Below are 15,233 nucleotides of genomic sequence, written 5' to 3'. Positions count from 1 at the left end.
GCACGCTGTCGATCAGGAAAATTCGTTGCTGTCGATGGTGATGCCACATTGCTCATGGACGCGCCCACTCATGCTTGCAAGCAGGTCGTCGGGCATTTCGAGCATCTCGGTCAGTCCATCGACCAGTACCTGGTACGCTCCACTGGCCATGAATTCGCTTACCTGGCTGCGTACCAAGGCATTAGGCTGCTCCTCGACCCCGGCGGGAAACGCCGTGCCGTGGCTGGACTGACGTGATTTGGCGACGAGCCAGCGGCCGCCTGGGCTGGTATAGAACGTCTGCCAACGCTGCAGATACTGCTGATCATCGTCACCAAGGCGAGTGGCCAGCCCCTCCACCATCATTTCATCAATGGTGCGGCTGAACACCCCGGCAACACATTGGCGCTTTGTATCGGACACCTGCGCAAGCAGCGACACATCGGAAAGCAATGCCTCGGTGGCATCCTCCCCCATGCGCTCGAAGCCGGTCAGCGGCAGCAGATCGCGGATCTCCTGCGCGGTCACTGCCGCCACGCTGGTCACCGAGGTGGCCAGCAGCGCCGGCAACATCAGCCAGCGCGCCTTGCTCACGCCTTGGCCCCTTCCATCAGGGTGATGAAGCGGTCGAACAGCGGCGACACATCCTGCGGGCCCGGCGACGCTTCCGGATGACCCTGGAAGGAGAACGCCGGCGCATCGGTACGCTCGATGCCCTGGATGGTCTGATCGAACAACGAGCGGTGGGTGACGCGCACATTGGCCGGCAGGCTGCTTTCGTCGAGCGCGAAACCATGGTTCTGCGAGGTGATCATCACCCGGCCGCTGTCGATGTCCTGCACCGGATGGTTGGCGCCATGGTGGCCGTGCGCCATCTTCATCGCCCGTGCGCCCGAGGCCAGGCCCAGCAGCTGGTGACCCAGGCAGATGCCGAAAGTCGGAACCTTGTGCCCCACGAATTCCTTGATGGCAGCGATCGCGTAATCGCACGGCTCCGGATCACCGGGGCCGTTGGACAGGAACACGCCATCGGGCTTCATCGCCAGCACCTCGGCCGCCGGCGTCTGCGCCGGCACCACGGTGAGTGCGCAGCCACGTCCAGCCAGCATGCGCAGGATGTTGGTCTTCACGCCGAAGTCGTAGGCCACCACCTTGAATTTCGGCTCGGCCTGCTGGAATTCATTGCTGTCCAGATCTAGCTGGCCTTCATTCCAGTCATACGGCTTGGCGGTGGACACCACCTTGGCCAGGTCCATGCCCTTCAAACCGGGGAACTTGCGGGCCGCTTCCAGCGCCTTTTCCACGTCGATCTCGCCCGCCATCAGTGCACCGCTCTGGGCGCCGCGCTCACGCAGGATGCGGGTCAGCTTGCGGGTATCGATGCCGGCAATGGCCACCACACCGCGCTGCTGCAGCCAGTCCTGCAGCGACACCTGGCTGCGCCAGCTGCTGGGACGACGCGGCACGTCACGCACGATCAGGCCGGCAGCCCACACCTGGGATGCCTCGTTGTCCTGGTCATTGGCGCCGGTATTGCCGATATGCGGATACGTCAGGGTGATCATCTGCCTGGCGTAGGAAGGATCGGTCAGCATCTCCTGATAGCCGGTCATGGCGGTGTTGAATACCACCTCACCCACGGACAGGCCGGGCGCGCCTACGGATTCGCCCTCGAATACGGTGCCGTCTTCGAGCACGAGGATTGCGGCTTGGGTCACGGAAATCTCACTTTGGCTACCGGGGGGACTCCGAAAGCCACGCCTGCGCCCACGGTGAAAACCGGTTGCAAAAAAGCGCGGACGGCGGTCTGGAACCGGTCCGGCTGACGTGTTTCGGCGAGCGGGAATTGTAAAGGCAACCCGGCCTCAAGCGCCAGCACCTGACGGGTTTTGCCAGGTTTCAGTCGCAACCAAAACCCGGCCCGACGCCCTGTTCAGGCGATGGCCGGCCCTACCAGGTCGCGCACCCGGTAGCCACCCGGCGGCCGTTGCCGCAGCTGCCCGGCAACATGCAGAGCACCGCGCGCGAAGATGTCGCGGTTGGTGGCGCGGTGCACGAGCTCGATCCGCTCACCCTGTCCGGCGAACTGGACGAAGTGCTCGCCGATGATGTCACCCGCGCGCAGGCTGGCATAACGCGGGGCGGCACCACCCTGCTGCGCGGCCTCGCCCAGGGTCAGCGCGGTGCCCGAGGGCGCATCCTTCTTGTGCACGTGGTGGGATTCGACGATATCGCAATCCCAGCCCGGCAGCGCCGCGGCGGCACGCTCCACCAGCTCGGCCAGTACTGCGACCCCCAGACTGAAGTTGGTCGCCCACACCAGCGGGATACGGGTACTGGCAGAAACCAACGCCGCCTGTTGCGCCTCGCTGATGCCGGTGGTGCCGGAGACAAAACCCGCGCCCCGCTCCACGCACAGCGCCAGTACCGGATCAAAACCCTCTGGCAGGCTGAAATCGATGGCGACATCGAAGGCCGGCACTCCGGCCAGTTCACTGGCAGCGAAATAGGGAATGCCCTCCACCACCCGCTGTGCCGGCGGCTTGCGTACCACCGCCGCCACAATTTCCAATGCAGGATCTTCCGCGGCCAGCCGCAACAGCGTTTGGCCCATACGCCCGGAAGCGCCGTGAATCAGTAAACGAACAGGTGACTTTTCCATTACCGCAAAGTACGGGCCCCTCGACCAATACACAAGGGTCGAAGACCGGCAGGCGTTCAGCGGTAGGCCGGCCCCACCCAGACAACCGAATTGCTGCGCAGCGCATACATCCGCCAGCGTTCGCGCACGACGGTATCGCGACTGCGGCTGCTTGAGCGCATCCCCGGCATTTCCAGTGTGGCCCGCATCTCGACATCGGCCGAGCGCCGGTCCGGTGCCAGGGTCACGCTTACCACGGTCTGCGAGTAACGCATCGGCGAATTGCCACGCATGGCATCGCGCAATTGCCGCAACTGCTGTGTCGTTTCGGCCGTGCTACGGCAATACCCGGCCTTGTCCATGGTGGCCCGCATCTCGTTGGATTCAGCCCGGGTTACCGTGGTCTGCTCAAAGTCTTCGGCCAGCATCCGGCACAGAGTTTCGTCGTCCAGTGCCAGCATCGCCTGTTCGGCGCGCTGGTAGAAATCGCGCACCTGCGCCTCGTCCAGCCGGTTGCCTCCCAGCCAATAGAAGCCCGCCACCGCGGCCAATACCAGCAACAATCCGATCACCCGCATGTCCTTCCCCTCTTGGTTCCCGCATCCTGCGGCCGGCACAGTCTAGGGCGCCGACCAGGCTTGCGCGTCCTTCCGCGGGAAAATCCGTCCATGCGATTCCGGACAACTGGAATCGGGCACCGGCGCCGGGTGTGGCCCAGGCGTGACACTACCGGCAAGGCTCTTTGCCGCCGAAGACGCGAGGCCAGGAAGGTCTGGGGACTGGCGACGAACGAGGGTCGAGTGATTGCGGACTTGAACGTACCGGCCCTGCTGGCAACAACCTTGGACATCGGTGACGTTTCTACGCCAGGCATTGAGTGTCGAATGCCGAGCGACTCCCGCCCGGCACCGGCCCGGATCAGTCCGCCATCGTGCACTCGATGCGTTCGCCACTGGACGCGTCGAAGAAATGCAGCGCCGCTGGCTGCAGGGCCACCGCGATCTGCTGCCCCACTTCCGGCAATGGCTGCGGCGGCACGCGCATCACCAGCGCCTGCGCGCCATGGCGCAGGTTGACGAAAATCTCGTTACCGACCGGCTCCAGCCCCTCGATCAGCGCAGGGAAAGACGTGGAGGCGCTGGCCGGCTGCAGGTGCTCGGGCCGAACCCCCACCACCAGTTCGCGCCCCGACCATCCCGCCGGCAGTGTCGCCGGTTCCAGCGGTACAACCGAACCATCGGCCAGTCGAAGTGTCGCCCTTCCCTGCTCATCGTGAGCGATCACGCCGCGCAGCAGGTTCATTGCCGGACTGCCGAGAAACCCCGCCACGAACAGGTTGGCCGGGCGCTCGTACAGCGCCATCGGCGTGTCGATCTGCTGTACCACACCTTCATTGAGCACCACGATGCGCTGGCCCAGCGTCATCGCCTCGACCTGGTCGTGGGTGACGTAGATCATCGTGGTCCCCAGCTTGCGGTGCAGTTGGGCGATTTCGGTACGCACCGAGTGGCGCAGCTTGGCATCCAGATTGGACAGCGGCTCATCCAGCAGGAACACCGCCGGCTCACGTACCAGCGCCCGGCCCAGCGCTACCCGCTGCCGCTGACCGCCGGACAGCGCCTTGGGCAGCTTGTCGAGCACCGGTATCAGCCCCAGCACTTCGGCGGCGGCATGCACGCGACGCTGCACCTCCGCTTTGGGACAGCCGCGCAGTTTCAGTCCGAACGCCAGGTTCCCGGCCACGCTCATGTGCGGATACAGCGCGTAATTCTGGAACACCATGGCGATGTCCCGGTCCTTCGGTGCCACGTCGTTGACCACGCGATTGCCGATGCTGAGCGTCCCGGCACTGATCTCCTCCAGTCCCGCCACCATCCGCAGCAACGTCGATTTGCCACAGCCCGAGGGGCCCACCAGCACCATCAGCTCGCCATCGGCGATCTCGAAACTGGCGCCATGCACGGCCACCTGGCCGTTGTCGTAGACCTTGCGCACCCCATCAAACCGCACCTTGGCCATGCTCACCTCGTCGATTTCCACACCACTGCGTCCATTCGCCTACGTCCATGCCATCCGGCCCGGCAGGCTGCGCCGTGCTGCAATCGTATACATAGGAAACCTTACGTCCCTCAAGCATATTCATATGGCAACATCGATAGGTATGCACGCGTAAGCAGACCATCGCCCCGCGATCCAGGCCCTTGCCGCAGGCGTGATGGATGACCCCATGCACCTCCTTGCGACGGTCTGCGCATTCATACCCGACCGCATGCGACACCCTTCCCGAATAAGAATTGACAACGATGTCATCCGCACACGAAACTCGAGCCATGCACGACACTCTCTTCCTGTTCGGTGCCACAGGCGATCTGGCCCAGCGTTATCTGTTCCCCTCCCTGTTGCGTCTGCTTGGAGACGGCCTGCTGCCGGAAGACTTCCGGGTACGTGCGCTGGCCCTGTCCCCGCACGACACCGAGAAATTCCACGGCATTCTGCGCCCACGCCTCGAGCAGGCCATGCCGCAGGCCAGCCAGGACGACATCAACAACCTGCTCTCGCGCATCGACTACCGCTCGGTGGACCTGCGCAATCCGGAATCCGTGGCCGATGCGGTCAAGGACCTAGTGCACCGCAGGTGCCTGAGCAATCTCGCGATCCCACCGGGCCTGTACATCTCCACCTGCGAAGGCCTCGCCCTCGGCGGCGCGCTGGCCGCACCGCACCGGCTGATGCTGGAAAAGCCGATCGGTTCGGATTCGGCCAGTGCCGAGGAGATCCTGCAGTCGATCGCCAAGCTGATCGACGAGGACCGGGTGTTCCGCATCGACCACTACCTCGGCAAGGCCGCGGTGCAGAACCTGATGGCGCTGCGCTTTGGCAACACGCTGCTGGAAGCGGTCTGGAACCGCAATTACATCGAGTCGGTGCACATCCTCGTCGCCGAGAGCGATGGTGTGGATGGCCGCGACTCGTATTACTCGCGTGCCGGCGCGATGCGCGACATGGTGCAGAGCCATATCCTGCAGCTGCTGTGCCTGGTGGCCATGGAGCCGCCGGCCTCGCTGGAGGCCGACCGCATCCGCGACGAGAAGGTCAAGGTGTTGCGCGCCCTGCGTCCGCTGGATGCAAAGCACGCCAGCACCGACAGCGTGCGCGGCCGCTACACCGCCGGCACCATCAACGACCAGCCGGTGCAGGCCTACCAGCCGCCGGAAGGCAGTGAGGCGGAAACCTTTGTCGGCGTCACCGCCCATATCGACAACTGGCGCTGGGAAGGCGTGCCGTTCCATCTGGTCACCGGCAAGCGCCTGCCCGAACGCACCACCCGTATCGAGGTCAACCTCAAGCCGGTCACGCACTGGGTGTTCGAGCGCCCGGACCGCCACAACGCCCAACCCAACCGCCTGACGTTCCAGCTGCAGCCGCAGGAAAACATCCAGCTCGGCCTGATGAGCTCGCTGGCTGGCCCGGAATGGGGTGCGCTGGAGCTGCAACCGCTGGAGCTGGAGCTGTCGGTGCCGACCGGCCTGCATCGCCGCATCGCCTACGAACGCCTGTTCCTGGACGCCCTCAACGGCAACCACGCGCTGTTCGTGCGGGATGACGAGGTGCGTGCCGCATGGGCATGGATCGACAGCGTCAGTAATGCCTGGAAAGATGCCAACCTGCCCATGGAACCCTACGTGGCGGGCAGCTGGGGTCCGCTGCAGGCTCCGGACTTCCTGCCCGAACATATCGTCTCGGCCACTGGAAACGCGAAGTGAGCGGCGGCGCCGGACGGGTACTGGTCGCCGACATCGGCGGCACCAATGCCCGTTTCGCGCTGGCTGACCTCCACGCCGCCTCGCCGCTGGACCAGGCCAGCATCCGCGAGTATCCGGTCACCCGCTTCCCGTCACTGGCCGAAGCGGCCGCGCACTATCTGCACGAGAGCAAGGCCGAGGCGAGCAGTGGCGTGTTCGCCGTGGCCGGGCGCGTGGAGGGCGACGAGGCCCGCATCACCAACCACCCGTGGGTGATCTCGCGTTCCCGCATCGCCGCCATGCTGGATTTCGCCACGCTGCACCTGATCAATGATTTCGTTGCCCAGGCCATGGCGATCTCGCTGTTGCAGCCGGCTGACGTGACCCGCGTCGGCCCGGCCGGCTGGCAACCCGCCGCAGCGGATGCCGCGCGCAACTACTGCGTGCTCGGCCCTGGCACCGGCCTGGGCATGGGCGCGCTGGTGATCCGCGATGGCCGCTGCTATCCGCTTGCCACCGAGGGCGGCCACGCCAGCTTCGCTCCGGTCACACCCGAGCAGGTGCGTATCCTCGAGATCCTGTCGGCGCAGTTCGGCCGCGTCTCCAACGAACGACTGATCTGCGGACCGGGTCTGGTCAATATCCACCGGGCGTTGTGCCAGATCGCCGGCAGCGATCCCGGCGTGCTGCAGCCGGCCGATGTCGGCACCCGCGCCGCCAGCGGTGACCCGCTCGCCACACGCGCCATCGATCTGTTCATCGAGATTTTTGGTGCCGTTGCCGGTGATGCGGTGCTGGTACAGGGCAGCTGGGATGGCGTATTCCTGACCGGTGGACTGGTCCCGCGCCTGCTCGGACCGGACCAGCATGCCGGCTTCCGTCGCGGCTTCGAAAGCAAGGGCCGCTTCGCCGATACCCTGGCCCGGATTCCCTCCCTGGCCATCATCCATCCCTGCCCGGGCCTGCTCGGCGCCACCGCCTATGCGCTGGATGCCGCTTTCCGCGGCCGTGTTTCTGGAGTTGTTGAATGAGTGCTGTGAGTTCGGACCGTATCTCGCTGATCCGCCATGCCGATGCCGATGCGTGGACCGAGGGCGTGGCCCGGGAAATGGAAACGGTACTGGCCCATGAAATCGAACAGCGTGGCCGTGCCCGGATGCTGCTGTCCGGCGGCACCACGCCAGCTCCCGTCTACGAGGCTCTGGCCGCGGCCCCGCTGGAATGGGCGCGGGTGGAAGTGGGCCTGGCCGATGAGCGCTGGCTGTCGCCGCAGGACAGCGACAGCAATGCCTGGCTGGTCCGCAACAGCTTCCTGAACCATGCCGAAGGCGCACACTTCGATCCGCTGGTGCGGGTCGGCAAACCGCTGGCCGAGTGCGTGCACGATGCCAACCTCGTGGCGCAGCACACCCAGCCGGCCTGTCTGGTGGTGCTGGGCATGGGCAACGACGGCCACACCGCGTCGCTGTTCCCGGAGTCTGTCGATCTGGATCGCACCCTGCGCAGCTCGCAGACCTATGCCGCACTGGATGCCAGCGGCTGCCCGGTCGCCAACGGCTGGCCGCTGCGCATCACCCTGACGCCCAAGGGTTTCGAGCCGATCAAGACGCGCCTGCTGCTGTTGCGCGGGCAGCAGAAGCTGGATGTGCTCGATGCCGCGCTCGCCTCCGGCAATGTGTCCCGCTATCCGGTGCTTGCCGCCATCAATGCCCCCGGCACCCGCCTGCGCGTGCACTGGTGTGCCTGAACCTCCCGGCTCCCCGCCCCGCACAGGTGACGGGGAGCTCCCCACCCGGCCCAGCCGTGGCGCGCCTGCGCACCTGGACCCCGCCTCTCATCACAGCTGGTAGCCCATGAGCCTGCATCCGAAAATCCACGCCATCACCGAACGCATCATCCAGCGCAGCGCTGCGTCCCGCGCCGCCTATCTGGCCGGCATCGATGCGGCACTGCGCGAAGGCCCGTTCCGCTCGCGCCTGAGCTGCGGCAACCTGGCCCATGCGTTCGCCGCCTGTGGCCCGACCGACAAGGGCCGCCTGCGCGCCGATGTCACCGCCAACATCGGTATCATCACCGCCTACAACGACATGCTCTCGGCGCACCAGCCGTTCGAGCACTACCCCGAGCTGATCCGCCAGACCGCCCGTGAGCTGGGCGCCACCGCGCAGGTCGCCGGCGCCGTGCCGGCGATGTGCGACGGCGTCACCCAGGGCCGTGGCGGCATGGAGCTGTCGCTGTTCTCGCGCGACGTGATCGCCCAGTCCACCGCGATCGGCCTGAGCCACGACATGTTCGACAGCGCGATCTATCTGGGCGTGTGCGACAAGATCGTGCCGGGCCTGCTGATCGGCGCGCTGGCGTTCGGCCATCTGCCGGCCGTATTCGTGCCGGCCGGGCCGATGACCCCGGGCATCCCCAACAAGAAGAAGGCCGAAGTCCGCGAGCGCTACGCCGCCGGTGAAGCCAGCCGCGAGGAACTGCTGGAAGCTGAATCGGCGTCCTACCACGCTGCAGGCACCTGCACCTTCTACGGCACCGCCAACTCCAATCAGGTGCTGCTGGAAGCGATGGGTGTACAGCTGCCGGGCGCTTCGTTCGTCAATCCGGAACTGCCGCTGCGCGATGCGCTGACCCGCGCGGCCACCGCACGTGCGCTGGACATCTGCGCGCTGGGCGATGATTTCCGCCCGCTCGGCCGGCTGATCGACGAGCGCGCCATCGTCAACGCCATCGTCGCGCTGATGGCCACCGGCGGCTCCACCAACCACAGCATCCACTGGATCGCGGTGGCACGCGCGGCCGGCATCGTGCTGACCTGGGACGACATGGACCAGCTCTCGCAGATCGTGCCGCTGCTGACCCACGTCTACCCCAATGGCGAAGCCGACGTGAACCGCTTCGCCGCGGCCGGCGGCCCGGCCTTCGTGTTCCGCGAACTGATGGACGCCGGACTGATGCACGACGACCTGGCCACCATCGCCGAGGGCGGCATGCGCGCCTATGCGCAGGAGCCGCGCCTGCTCGATGGCAAGGTCGGCTACGTGCCCGCCGCCGCGGTCAGCGGTGACGAGGACGTGGTGCGGCCGGTCGCCAGTCCGTTCGAGGCCCAGGGCGGCCTGCGCCTGCTGAAGGGCAACATCGGCAATTCGCTGATCAAGCTGTCGGCGGTGAAGCCGCAATTCCGCACCATCGAAGCGCCGGCCGTGGTGGTCGATGCACCGCAGGTGTTGAACAAGCTGCACGCCGCCGGCGCGCTGCCACAGGATTTCGTCGCCGTGGTCCGCTACCAGGGGCCGCGTGCCAACGGGATGCCGGAGCTGCATTCGCTGGCACCGTTGCTGGGCCTGCTGCAGAACCAGGGCCGACGCGTGGCGCTGGTCACCGACGGCCGCCTGTCCGGCGCCTCCGGCAAGATTCCCGCCGCGATCCACGTCACCCCCGAGGCTGCACGTGGTGGTCCCATCGCGCGTGTCCGCGAAGGCGACATCATCCGTCTGGACGGCGAAGCCGGCACGCTGGAAGTGCGGGTGGACCCGGCCGAATGGGCAGCGCGTGGTATTGCCGCCAATACCGCACCGGCCGGCAACGACATGGGCCGCAACCTGTTCGCGATGAACCGCCGCATCGTCGGTCCGGCCGACCAGGGGGCCATCTCGATTTCCTGCGGCCCGGTCCGTGCCGATGGCAGCGTCTGGGAGTACGACGCCGAATACGAACTGGGTCATGACGCCGCGGCCGCCGCTGCGCCGCATGAAGCCAAGGACGCCTGATCTTCCGCGTGCCGCTCACCGCGGCGCGCCTACCGCCAGTACGAGGAACACAATGAGCATCGCCCAGCACCAGGACCGCGCCGAACAGCTGCTTAGCGCAGCCGGCATTCTGCCCGTGGTCACCGTCCACACCCTCGACCAGGCCCGCGCGGTCAGTGCCGCGTTGCTGGAAGGCGGCCTGTCCGCCATCGAGTTGACCCTGCGCACGCCGGTGGCGATGGATGCACTGGCCATGCTCAAGCGCGAGCTGCCCGATGTGGTCGTCGGCGCCGGTACGGTGCTGACGATCGAGCAGATGCAGCGCGCCATCGATGCCGGTGCCGACTTCCTGGTGACGCCGGGTACGCCGGCGCATATGGCCGACGCCCTGGCAGCGGCACCGCTGCCGGTGGTGCCGGGTGCGGCCTCGCCGACCGAGCTGCTGGCACTGGTCGCACGCGGTTTCCGCATCTGCAAACTGTTCCCCGCCACTGCCGTGGGCGGGCTGGCGATGATCAAGGGCGTGGCCGGCCCGATTCCCGAGCTGAAGCTGTGCCCCACCGGCGGCATCACCGAGGCCACTGCCGGCGACTACCTGTCGCAGAAGAACGTGGTCTGCATCGGCGGCTCGTGGATGGTACAGGACAGCTGGATTCGCGCCGGGCAGTGGGATGAAGTGAAGAAGTCCGCGGCCGCTGCGGCCGCCATCGTCCGCCAAGCGCGCGCCGGCTGATCCGCTGTCACAAGCCTTGAGCTGCTGAAGCCGGCCCGTTCTTCCTGGACGGGCCGGAGTTTTTTCCAGTCCTTAGAGGGACATGGGAGCGTGGAATACCGGCCTTCCCTGCCGGTTCCGACGGCAGAAATTCCGCTCCGGCCACTTCGCCAGACCGGGCTCAACCCGATGGCTATCGCCTGTCATAGCGATCCAATCCGGAAACACATCCATTCCATCCGGATGAATGGATGAATCGGCGGCCATTCTTAGTAGAATGCCGCCATGAATGCCGTTCCCGCCCCCTACGATGCCCAGCACCTGAGCGAACTGGCCCAGCTGCTGATCGACAACGTCCGCGAGCTGGCACACGCCGGCTGGACACCCGCCACCAGCAGCAATTTCTCGCACCGGCTCGATGACCGCCATGCCGCCATCACCGTGTCCGGCAAGGACAAGGGCCGGCTGGTGGAAAGCGACATCATGGTCGTGGACTTCGCCGGCAAGGCGGTCGGCCGGCCGCTGCGGCCCTCGGCTGAAACGCTGCTGCACACCCAGCTGTATGCCCGCTTTCCGGAGGTCGGCTGCGTGCTGCACACCCACTCGCCGGTGCAGACCATCGCCTCACGGCTGTTCGCCGGCCAGGGCCATATCCGCCTGGACGGCTACGAATTGCTGAAAGCTTTGCACGGCAATTCCACCCACGAAACCACGGTCGACCTGAAGGTGTTCCCCAACACCCAGGACATGGACGTGCTGGCCGCGCAGGTGGAAGCCGAGCTCGACAAGGGGCCGATGTGGGGCTACCTGATCGACGGCCACGGCCTGTACGCGTGGGGCCGCGACATGGCCGAGGCGCGCCGCCATCTGGAAGCCTTCGAGTTCCTGCTGCACTGCGAGCTGGAGCTGCGCAAACTGCGCGGCAACGCCTGACCCGCCCCGCCCCATCCGGCACCCCACCACTGCGGCGGGTGCCCTCCACACTTCCTTCCCCGTCGAGTCCACCGCCATGAGCCGACTGCGTATTTTCAACGACACCGCCCCTGACACGCCATTGCTGGACAGTCACGACGGCGACGTCATCGCCGCCGAACTGCAGAAGATCGGCGTCACCTTCGAACGCTGGCAGGCCCGGCACCCGGTTGCTCCGGGCGCCAGCCAGGAGGAAGTGTTCGCCGCTTACCGCGAGGACATCGACCGGCTGGTCGCCGCGCACGGTTTCAAGAGCGTGGACGTGGCCTCGATCGCCCCGGACAACCCCAACCGCGCCGAGATCCGCGCCAAGTTCCTCGACGAGCACTTCCACAAGGAAGACGAGGTGCGCTTCTTCGTCGCCGGCTCGGGCCTGTTCACCCTGCACGTGGGTGACAAGGTCTACGCGGTGGAGTGCGTCAAGGACGACCTGATCTCGGTGCCGGATGGCGTCACCCACTGGTTCGACATGGGCGAGGAACCGAATTTCGCCGCGATCCGCTTCTTCACCGAGCCGGACGGCTGGGTCGGCCACTTCACCGGCACCGATATCGCCCAGCGCTTCCCGCGCTATGAGCCCAGCCCCGCCTGACCCTTGCACCTTCTCCCGTCAGCGGGAGAAGGACCGGTCTTCGGCCGCCCGCATCGGCCCCGTCTTACCCACCGGCATGTCCGGCGCAGGAACACCCCCGCAATGACCATCAACGCCATCCTCACCGACATCGAGGGCACCACCTCGAGCATCTCCTTCGTCAAGGAAGTGCTGTTTCCCTACGCCCGCGCCGCTCTGCCCGGTTTCGTGCGCGACCACGGCCATGAGCCGCAGGTGCGGCAGTGGCTGGACGCGGTGGCCACCGAGATCGCCGCCAGTGCCTGCCAGGACGAGGTGATCGTGGAGACGTTGCAGGGCTGGATCGACCAGGACCGCAAGCACACCGCGCTCAAGGCGCTGCAGGGCATGATCTGGGAGACCGGTTACCGCAACGGCGACTACAGCGCGCACCTGTATCCGGAAGTGGCCGCGGTGCTGCGCGGCTGGCATGCGCAGGGGCTGCCGCTGTACGTGTACTCCTCCGGCTCGGTGCCGGCGCAGAAGCTGTTCTTCGGCTTCAGCCAGGCGGGCGACCTTAACGGCCTGTTCTCCGGCAACTTCGACACCGAGGTCGGCGGCAAGCGCGAAACCGCCAGCTATGCCCGGATCGCCGAGGCCATCGGCATAGCACCAGATGAGATCCTGTTCCTGTCGGACATCGTCGAGGAACTGGACGCCGCCCGCGAGGCCGGCCTGCAGACGGTGCTGCTGGACCGTCTGGCCGACTACCCGATGCCACGCACCGGCGAAGCCACGCACGGCCACACCCGGGTGGAGAACTTCGAGCAGATCGTGCTCTGAGCCTGCGCTGGCGCTGGGCCGCCTCTCCGTGTGATTCCGTTCCTGCGCGGGCATGAACTCCCCTTCGCACGCGTCATGCCACCATCGCCCGGGATATCTCGGGTTGGGTACAGGGCATGGGCATCATTTCGCAGATCGGGTCGGCACTGGCCGCCGAATTCGCCATTCCGGATGTGGGCACGCTGACGGTCATCGTCGCGCGCCTGCTCACCGCCATCGTGCTCGGCGGTGCGCTCGGGCTGGAGCGCGAGAGCAAGGGTCGCGCGGCCGGGCTGAAGACCCACATCCTGGTAAGCCTGGGCTCGGCGTTGTTCGTGCTGGCGCCGCTGCAGGCCGGCGCCAGTCTGGGTGATGTGACCCGGGTGATGCAGGGCATCGTCTCGGGCATCGGCTTTCTCGGTGCCGGCGCCATTCTCAAATTGGACAAGGAGGAGCGCGTGCAAGGCCTGACTACTGCTGCCGGCATCTGGATGACCGCGGCCATCGGCATGGCTGCCGGCATGGGTATGCAGATGGTGGCCGTGGCCACCACGCTGGCGGCACTGGCGGTGGTCGGCATCCTGCCGCGGCTGATACCCGACAACAGCCTGGCCAATGCCGGCAAGGACGATGCCGGACCGGGCACCTGAGTAGCGGTGCGCTCTGCCGGCTCAGCGGCTGTTGCCGTCTCTTACTGCCCGAGCGGACCGCAGCACCAGTACCTCGATCCGCGACGGCACGCCCAATCGTGCGGTGAATCCATCCCACTGCCCCGCCCCGCTGCTGACGAACAGGGTCATGTCCTGCACCCGGTATTCGCCACGCACAAAGCCGTGGTTGGCCGGCGCCACCACCCAGCGATCGAAGCCCAGGATGTGGCCGCCGTGGGTATGGCCGGAGATCTGCAGGTCCACCGCGCCGGTCGCCGCAGCCGCGCGCGCCTGCTTGGGCTGGTGGGCAAGCAGCACATGCACGTCGCTGCCCTTGGCCGCCGCGACCACCGCCGGCAGGTCCGGCGCCAGTCCGCCGCGCATATACGGTGCCGCCCGCAGCGCGGCCAGATCGCCCACGCCCGACAGCGCCAGCGTCCGGCCGTTGATGGTCAGCGTGGCAGTCTGGTTCTCCAGCACGCCCAGTCCCATCTGCCGGAAGTGCGCCATCCAGCGCGTATAGCCGTGGTAGTACTCATGGTTGCCCGGTGCCAGCCACACGCCGTGCGGTGCCTGCAGTTTCGCCAGCGCGGTGACGAAGGCCGCAGTGTCCTCGACCTCGCCATCGACCATGTCACCGGGCAGCACGATCAGGTCGGGTTTCACCGCCAGCGTCGCCGCCACGATCCGCTCGGTGCGCCAGCCACGTTTGACCGGGCTGATATGCAGGTCGGCCAGCACCGCCACCCGCAGCCCGTCCATCTCCACCGGCAGATTCGGCACCACCAGTTCGCGCTCCTGCACCGGCGGCGGCTTCAGGCCGTTCCAGATACCCAGCGTCGCCAGCAGCACGATCACCACCGCCGCGCCGTGATTGAGGCCGACGCCGTGCCAGACCGTGGCCAGCCGCGAGCGGCGCGGCAGCAGCCGTGACAGCAGCCATCCGGCCTCGCGCAACAGCACGAATGCCAGCGCCAGAATGAACATCACCAGCACCCAGCCGAACGCCAGCTGGATCCACGCCTCCACTGCGTAATCGAACACATCCAGCCGCCATAGCGTGGCAAATGCCAGGCCGCTCAGGGCCAGCAGCAAGCTGATGCCGGTACGCCAGCGGCGTTGTGATCGGGTCAGGGGATTGACTGGCCGCCAGAACAGGAAGGCGAGCAACGGCAGCAGCAGCGAAACGATAAAAGTCATCAACGGTACGCGGTGGGTGAGCGAAGCAGGCACGCGACCGGAGCACTGACGGGGCCGGTCGCGGGCCTGCACTTTGGCACAGCCGGGCGGCAGGTCGCACGGTGATGGCTGGAACACTACGTCGCCCGGGCCGGGGGCTCGGGGGGCTGTCGCCACTCACGTCGCTCCTGCAGCGGCAGGAGCGGTGTCGGCCACTCCTGCTGCAAGGTTGCGCC

General features: G+C 66.7%; 15 protein-coding genes. 9 read left to right on the top strand and 6 right to left on the bottom strand.

Features of this window, described 5'->3' with window-relative positions; genetic code table 11:
- Positions 1–12: 12 nt before the first annotated feature.
- The 5 genes from ACSBPQ_RS07540 to ACSBPQ_RS07520 form a co-directional block, all read right to left on the bottom strand.
- A complete protein-coding gene (locus ACSBPQ_RS07540; protein ID WP_442684399.1) occupies positions 13–573 on the bottom strand; it encodes a hypothetical protein in 561 nt (186 codons plus the stop codon).
- Positions 570–1,697 carry a glutamine-hydrolyzing carbamoyl-phosphate synthase small subunit gene (gene carA, locus ACSBPQ_RS07535; protein WP_442684398.1) on the bottom strand — a complete coding sequence of 376 codons (1,128 nt, stop codon included), beginning with the start codon at positions 1,695–1,697 and terminating at the stop codon, positions 570–572. The genes ACSBPQ_RS07540 and carA overlap by 4 nt, the downstream gene beginning before the upstream one ends.
- 215 nt (positions 1,698–1,912) lie before the next feature.
- Positions 1,913–2,641, bottom strand: coding sequence for a 4-hydroxy-tetrahydrodipicolinate reductase (gene dapB, locus ACSBPQ_RS07530; protein WP_442684397.1), 729 nt, complete (start codon positions 2,639–2,641; stop codon positions 1,913–1,915).
- Between the two features lie 56 nt (positions 2,642–2,697).
- Entirely contained in the window at positions 2,698–3,198 is a 501-nt protein-coding gene (locus tag ACSBPQ_RS07525; RefSeq protein ID WP_442684396.1) for a nuclear transport factor 2 family protein, read from the bottom strand.
- Between the two features lie 340 nt (positions 3,199–3,538).
- Positions 3,539–4,639 carry an ABC transporter ATP-binding protein gene (locus tag ACSBPQ_RS07520; RefSeq protein ID WP_442684541.1) on the bottom strand — a complete coding sequence of 367 codons (1,101 nt, stop codon included), beginning with the start codon at positions 4,637–4,639 and terminating at the stop codon, positions 3,539–3,541.
- Between the two features lie 311 nt (positions 4,640–4,950).
- On the opposite strand from ACSBPQ_RS07520, the gene zwf reads away from it, so the two are divergent.
- From zwf to ACSBPQ_RS07475, 9 genes are all read left to right on the top strand, one after another.
- The gene (gene zwf / locus ACSBPQ_RS07515; protein ID WP_442684395.1) at positions 4,951–6,384 is read left to right on the top strand and encodes a glucose-6-phosphate dehydrogenase; all 1,434 of its coding nucleotides are present in this window, start codon (positions 4,951–4,953) and stop codon (positions 6,382–6,384) included.
- The gene (glk, locus tag ACSBPQ_RS07510) at positions 6,381–7,394 is read left to right on the top strand and encodes a glucokinase (RefSeq protein WP_442684394.1); all 1,014 of its coding nucleotides are present in this window, start codon (positions 6,381–6,383) and stop codon (positions 7,392–7,394) included. Before zwf ends, glk begins: the two co-directional genes overlap by 4 nt.
- Positions 7,391–8,110, top strand: coding sequence for a 6-phosphogluconolactonase (gene pgl / locus ACSBPQ_RS07505; RefSeq protein WP_442684393.1), 720 nt, complete (start codon positions 7,391–7,393; stop codon positions 8,108–8,110). Before glk ends, pgl begins: the two co-directional genes overlap by 4 nt.
- A gap of 106 nt (positions 8,111–8,216) precedes the next feature.
- Positions 8,217–10,133: a phosphogluconate dehydratase gene (gene edd / locus ACSBPQ_RS07500; protein WP_442684392.1), complete on the top strand. Its 1,917-nt coding sequence runs from the start codon at positions 8,217–8,219 to the stop codon at positions 10,131–10,133.
- A 52-nt stretch (positions 10,134–10,185) separates the two neighbouring features.
- Positions 10,186–10,845 (top strand): bifunctional 4-hydroxy-2-oxoglutarate aldolase/2-dehydro-3-deoxy-phosphogluconate aldolase, encoded by a 660-nt coding sequence (eda, locus tag ACSBPQ_RS07495; protein ID WP_442684391.1) that lies wholly within the window; start codon positions 10,186–10,188, stop codon positions 10,843–10,845.
- A gap of 264 nt (positions 10,846–11,109) precedes the next feature.
- Positions 11,110–11,757, top strand: coding sequence for a methylthioribulose 1-phosphate dehydratase (locus ACSBPQ_RS07490; protein ID WP_442684390.1), 648 nt, complete (start codon positions 11,110–11,112; stop codon positions 11,755–11,757).
- 76 nt (positions 11,758–11,833) lie between these two features.
- Positions 11,834–12,388 carry a 1,2-dihydroxy-3-keto-5-methylthiopentene dioxygenase gene (locus ACSBPQ_RS07485; protein ID WP_442684389.1) on the top strand — a complete coding sequence of 185 codons (555 nt, stop codon included), beginning with the start codon at positions 11,834–11,836 and terminating at the stop codon, positions 12,386–12,388.
- Positions 12,389–12,490: 102 nt separating this feature from the next.
- The gene (gene mtnC, locus ACSBPQ_RS07480; protein WP_442684388.1) at positions 12,491–13,189 is read left to right on the top strand and encodes an acireductone synthase; all 699 of its coding nucleotides are present in this window, start codon (positions 12,491–12,493) and stop codon (positions 13,187–13,189) included.
- A gap of 116 nt (positions 13,190–13,305) precedes the next feature.
- Positions 13,306–13,818, top strand: coding sequence for an MgtC/SapB family protein (locus ACSBPQ_RS07475; RefSeq protein WP_442684387.1), 513 nt, complete (start codon positions 13,306–13,308; stop codon positions 13,816–13,818).
- A gap of 21 nt (positions 13,819–13,839) precedes the next feature.
- Here ACSBPQ_RS07475 and ACSBPQ_RS07470 read toward each other — a convergent pair whose 3' ends face one another.
- Positions 13,840–15,018 (bottom strand): metallophosphoesterase, encoded by a 1,179-nt coding sequence (locus ACSBPQ_RS07470; RefSeq protein WP_442684386.1) that lies wholly within the window; start codon positions 15,016–15,018, stop codon positions 13,840–13,842.
- Positions 15,019–15,233 lie beyond the last annotated feature (215 nt).

The sequence above is a fragment of the Stenotrophomonas sp. JC08 genome (assembly GCF_052180205.1).
Classification (GTDB): Bacteria; Pseudomonadota; Gammaproteobacteria; order Xanthomonadales; family Xanthomonadaceae; genus Stenotrophomonas.
Note: the sequence above shows the minus strand (reverse complement) of the source record. Positions and strands in the feature narration are given on the sequence as shown.

Excerpts from the sequence above, each read along its gene's own strand:
- ACSBPQ_RS07475 (WP_442684387.1), top strand. The coding sequence starts at position 13,306 with ATGGGCATCATTTCGCAGATCGGGTCGGCACTGGCCGCCGAATTCGCC.
- ACSBPQ_RS07490 (WP_442684390.1), top strand. The coding sequence starts at position 11,110 with ATGAATGCCGTTCCCGCCCCCTACGATGCCCAGCACCTGAGCGAACTG.
- zwf (WP_442684395.1), top strand. The coding sequence starts at position 4,951 with ATGCACGACACTCTCTTCCTGTTCGGTGCCACAGGCGATCTGGCCCAG.
- eda (WP_442684391.1), top strand. The coding sequence starts at position 10,186 with ATGAGCATCGCCCAGCACCAGGACCGCGCCGAACAGCTGCTTAGCGCA.
- edd (WP_442684392.1), top strand. The coding sequence starts at position 8,217 with ATGAGCCTGCATCCGAAAATCCACGCCATCACCGAACGCATCATCCAG.
- mtnC (WP_442684388.1), top strand. The coding sequence starts at position 12,491 with ATGACCATCAACGCCATCCTCACCGACATCGAGGGCACCACCTCGAGC.
- ACSBPQ_RS07525 (WP_442684396.1), bottom strand. The coding sequence starts at position 3,198 with ATGCGGGTGATCGGATTGTTGCTGGTATTGGCCGCGGTGGCGGGCTTC.
- dapB (WP_442684397.1), bottom strand. The coding sequence starts at position 2,641 with ATGGAAAAGTCACCTGTTCGTTTACTGATTCACGGCGCTTCCGGGCGT.
- ACSBPQ_RS07485 (WP_442684389.1), top strand. The coding sequence starts at position 11,834 with ATGAGCCGACTGCGTATTTTCAACGACACCGCCCCTGACACGCCATTG.
- pgl (WP_442684393.1), top strand. The coding sequence starts at position 7,391 with ATGAGTGCTGTGAGTTCGGACCGTATCTCGCTGATCCGCCATGCCGAT.
- ACSBPQ_RS07520 (WP_442684541.1), bottom strand. The coding sequence starts at position 4,639 with ATGGCCAAGGTGCGGTTTGATGGGGTGCGCAAGGTCTACGACAACGGC.
- ACSBPQ_RS07470 (WP_442684386.1), bottom strand. The coding sequence starts at position 15,018 with ATGACTTTTATCGTTTCGCTGCTGCTGCCGTTGCTCGCCTTCCTGTTC.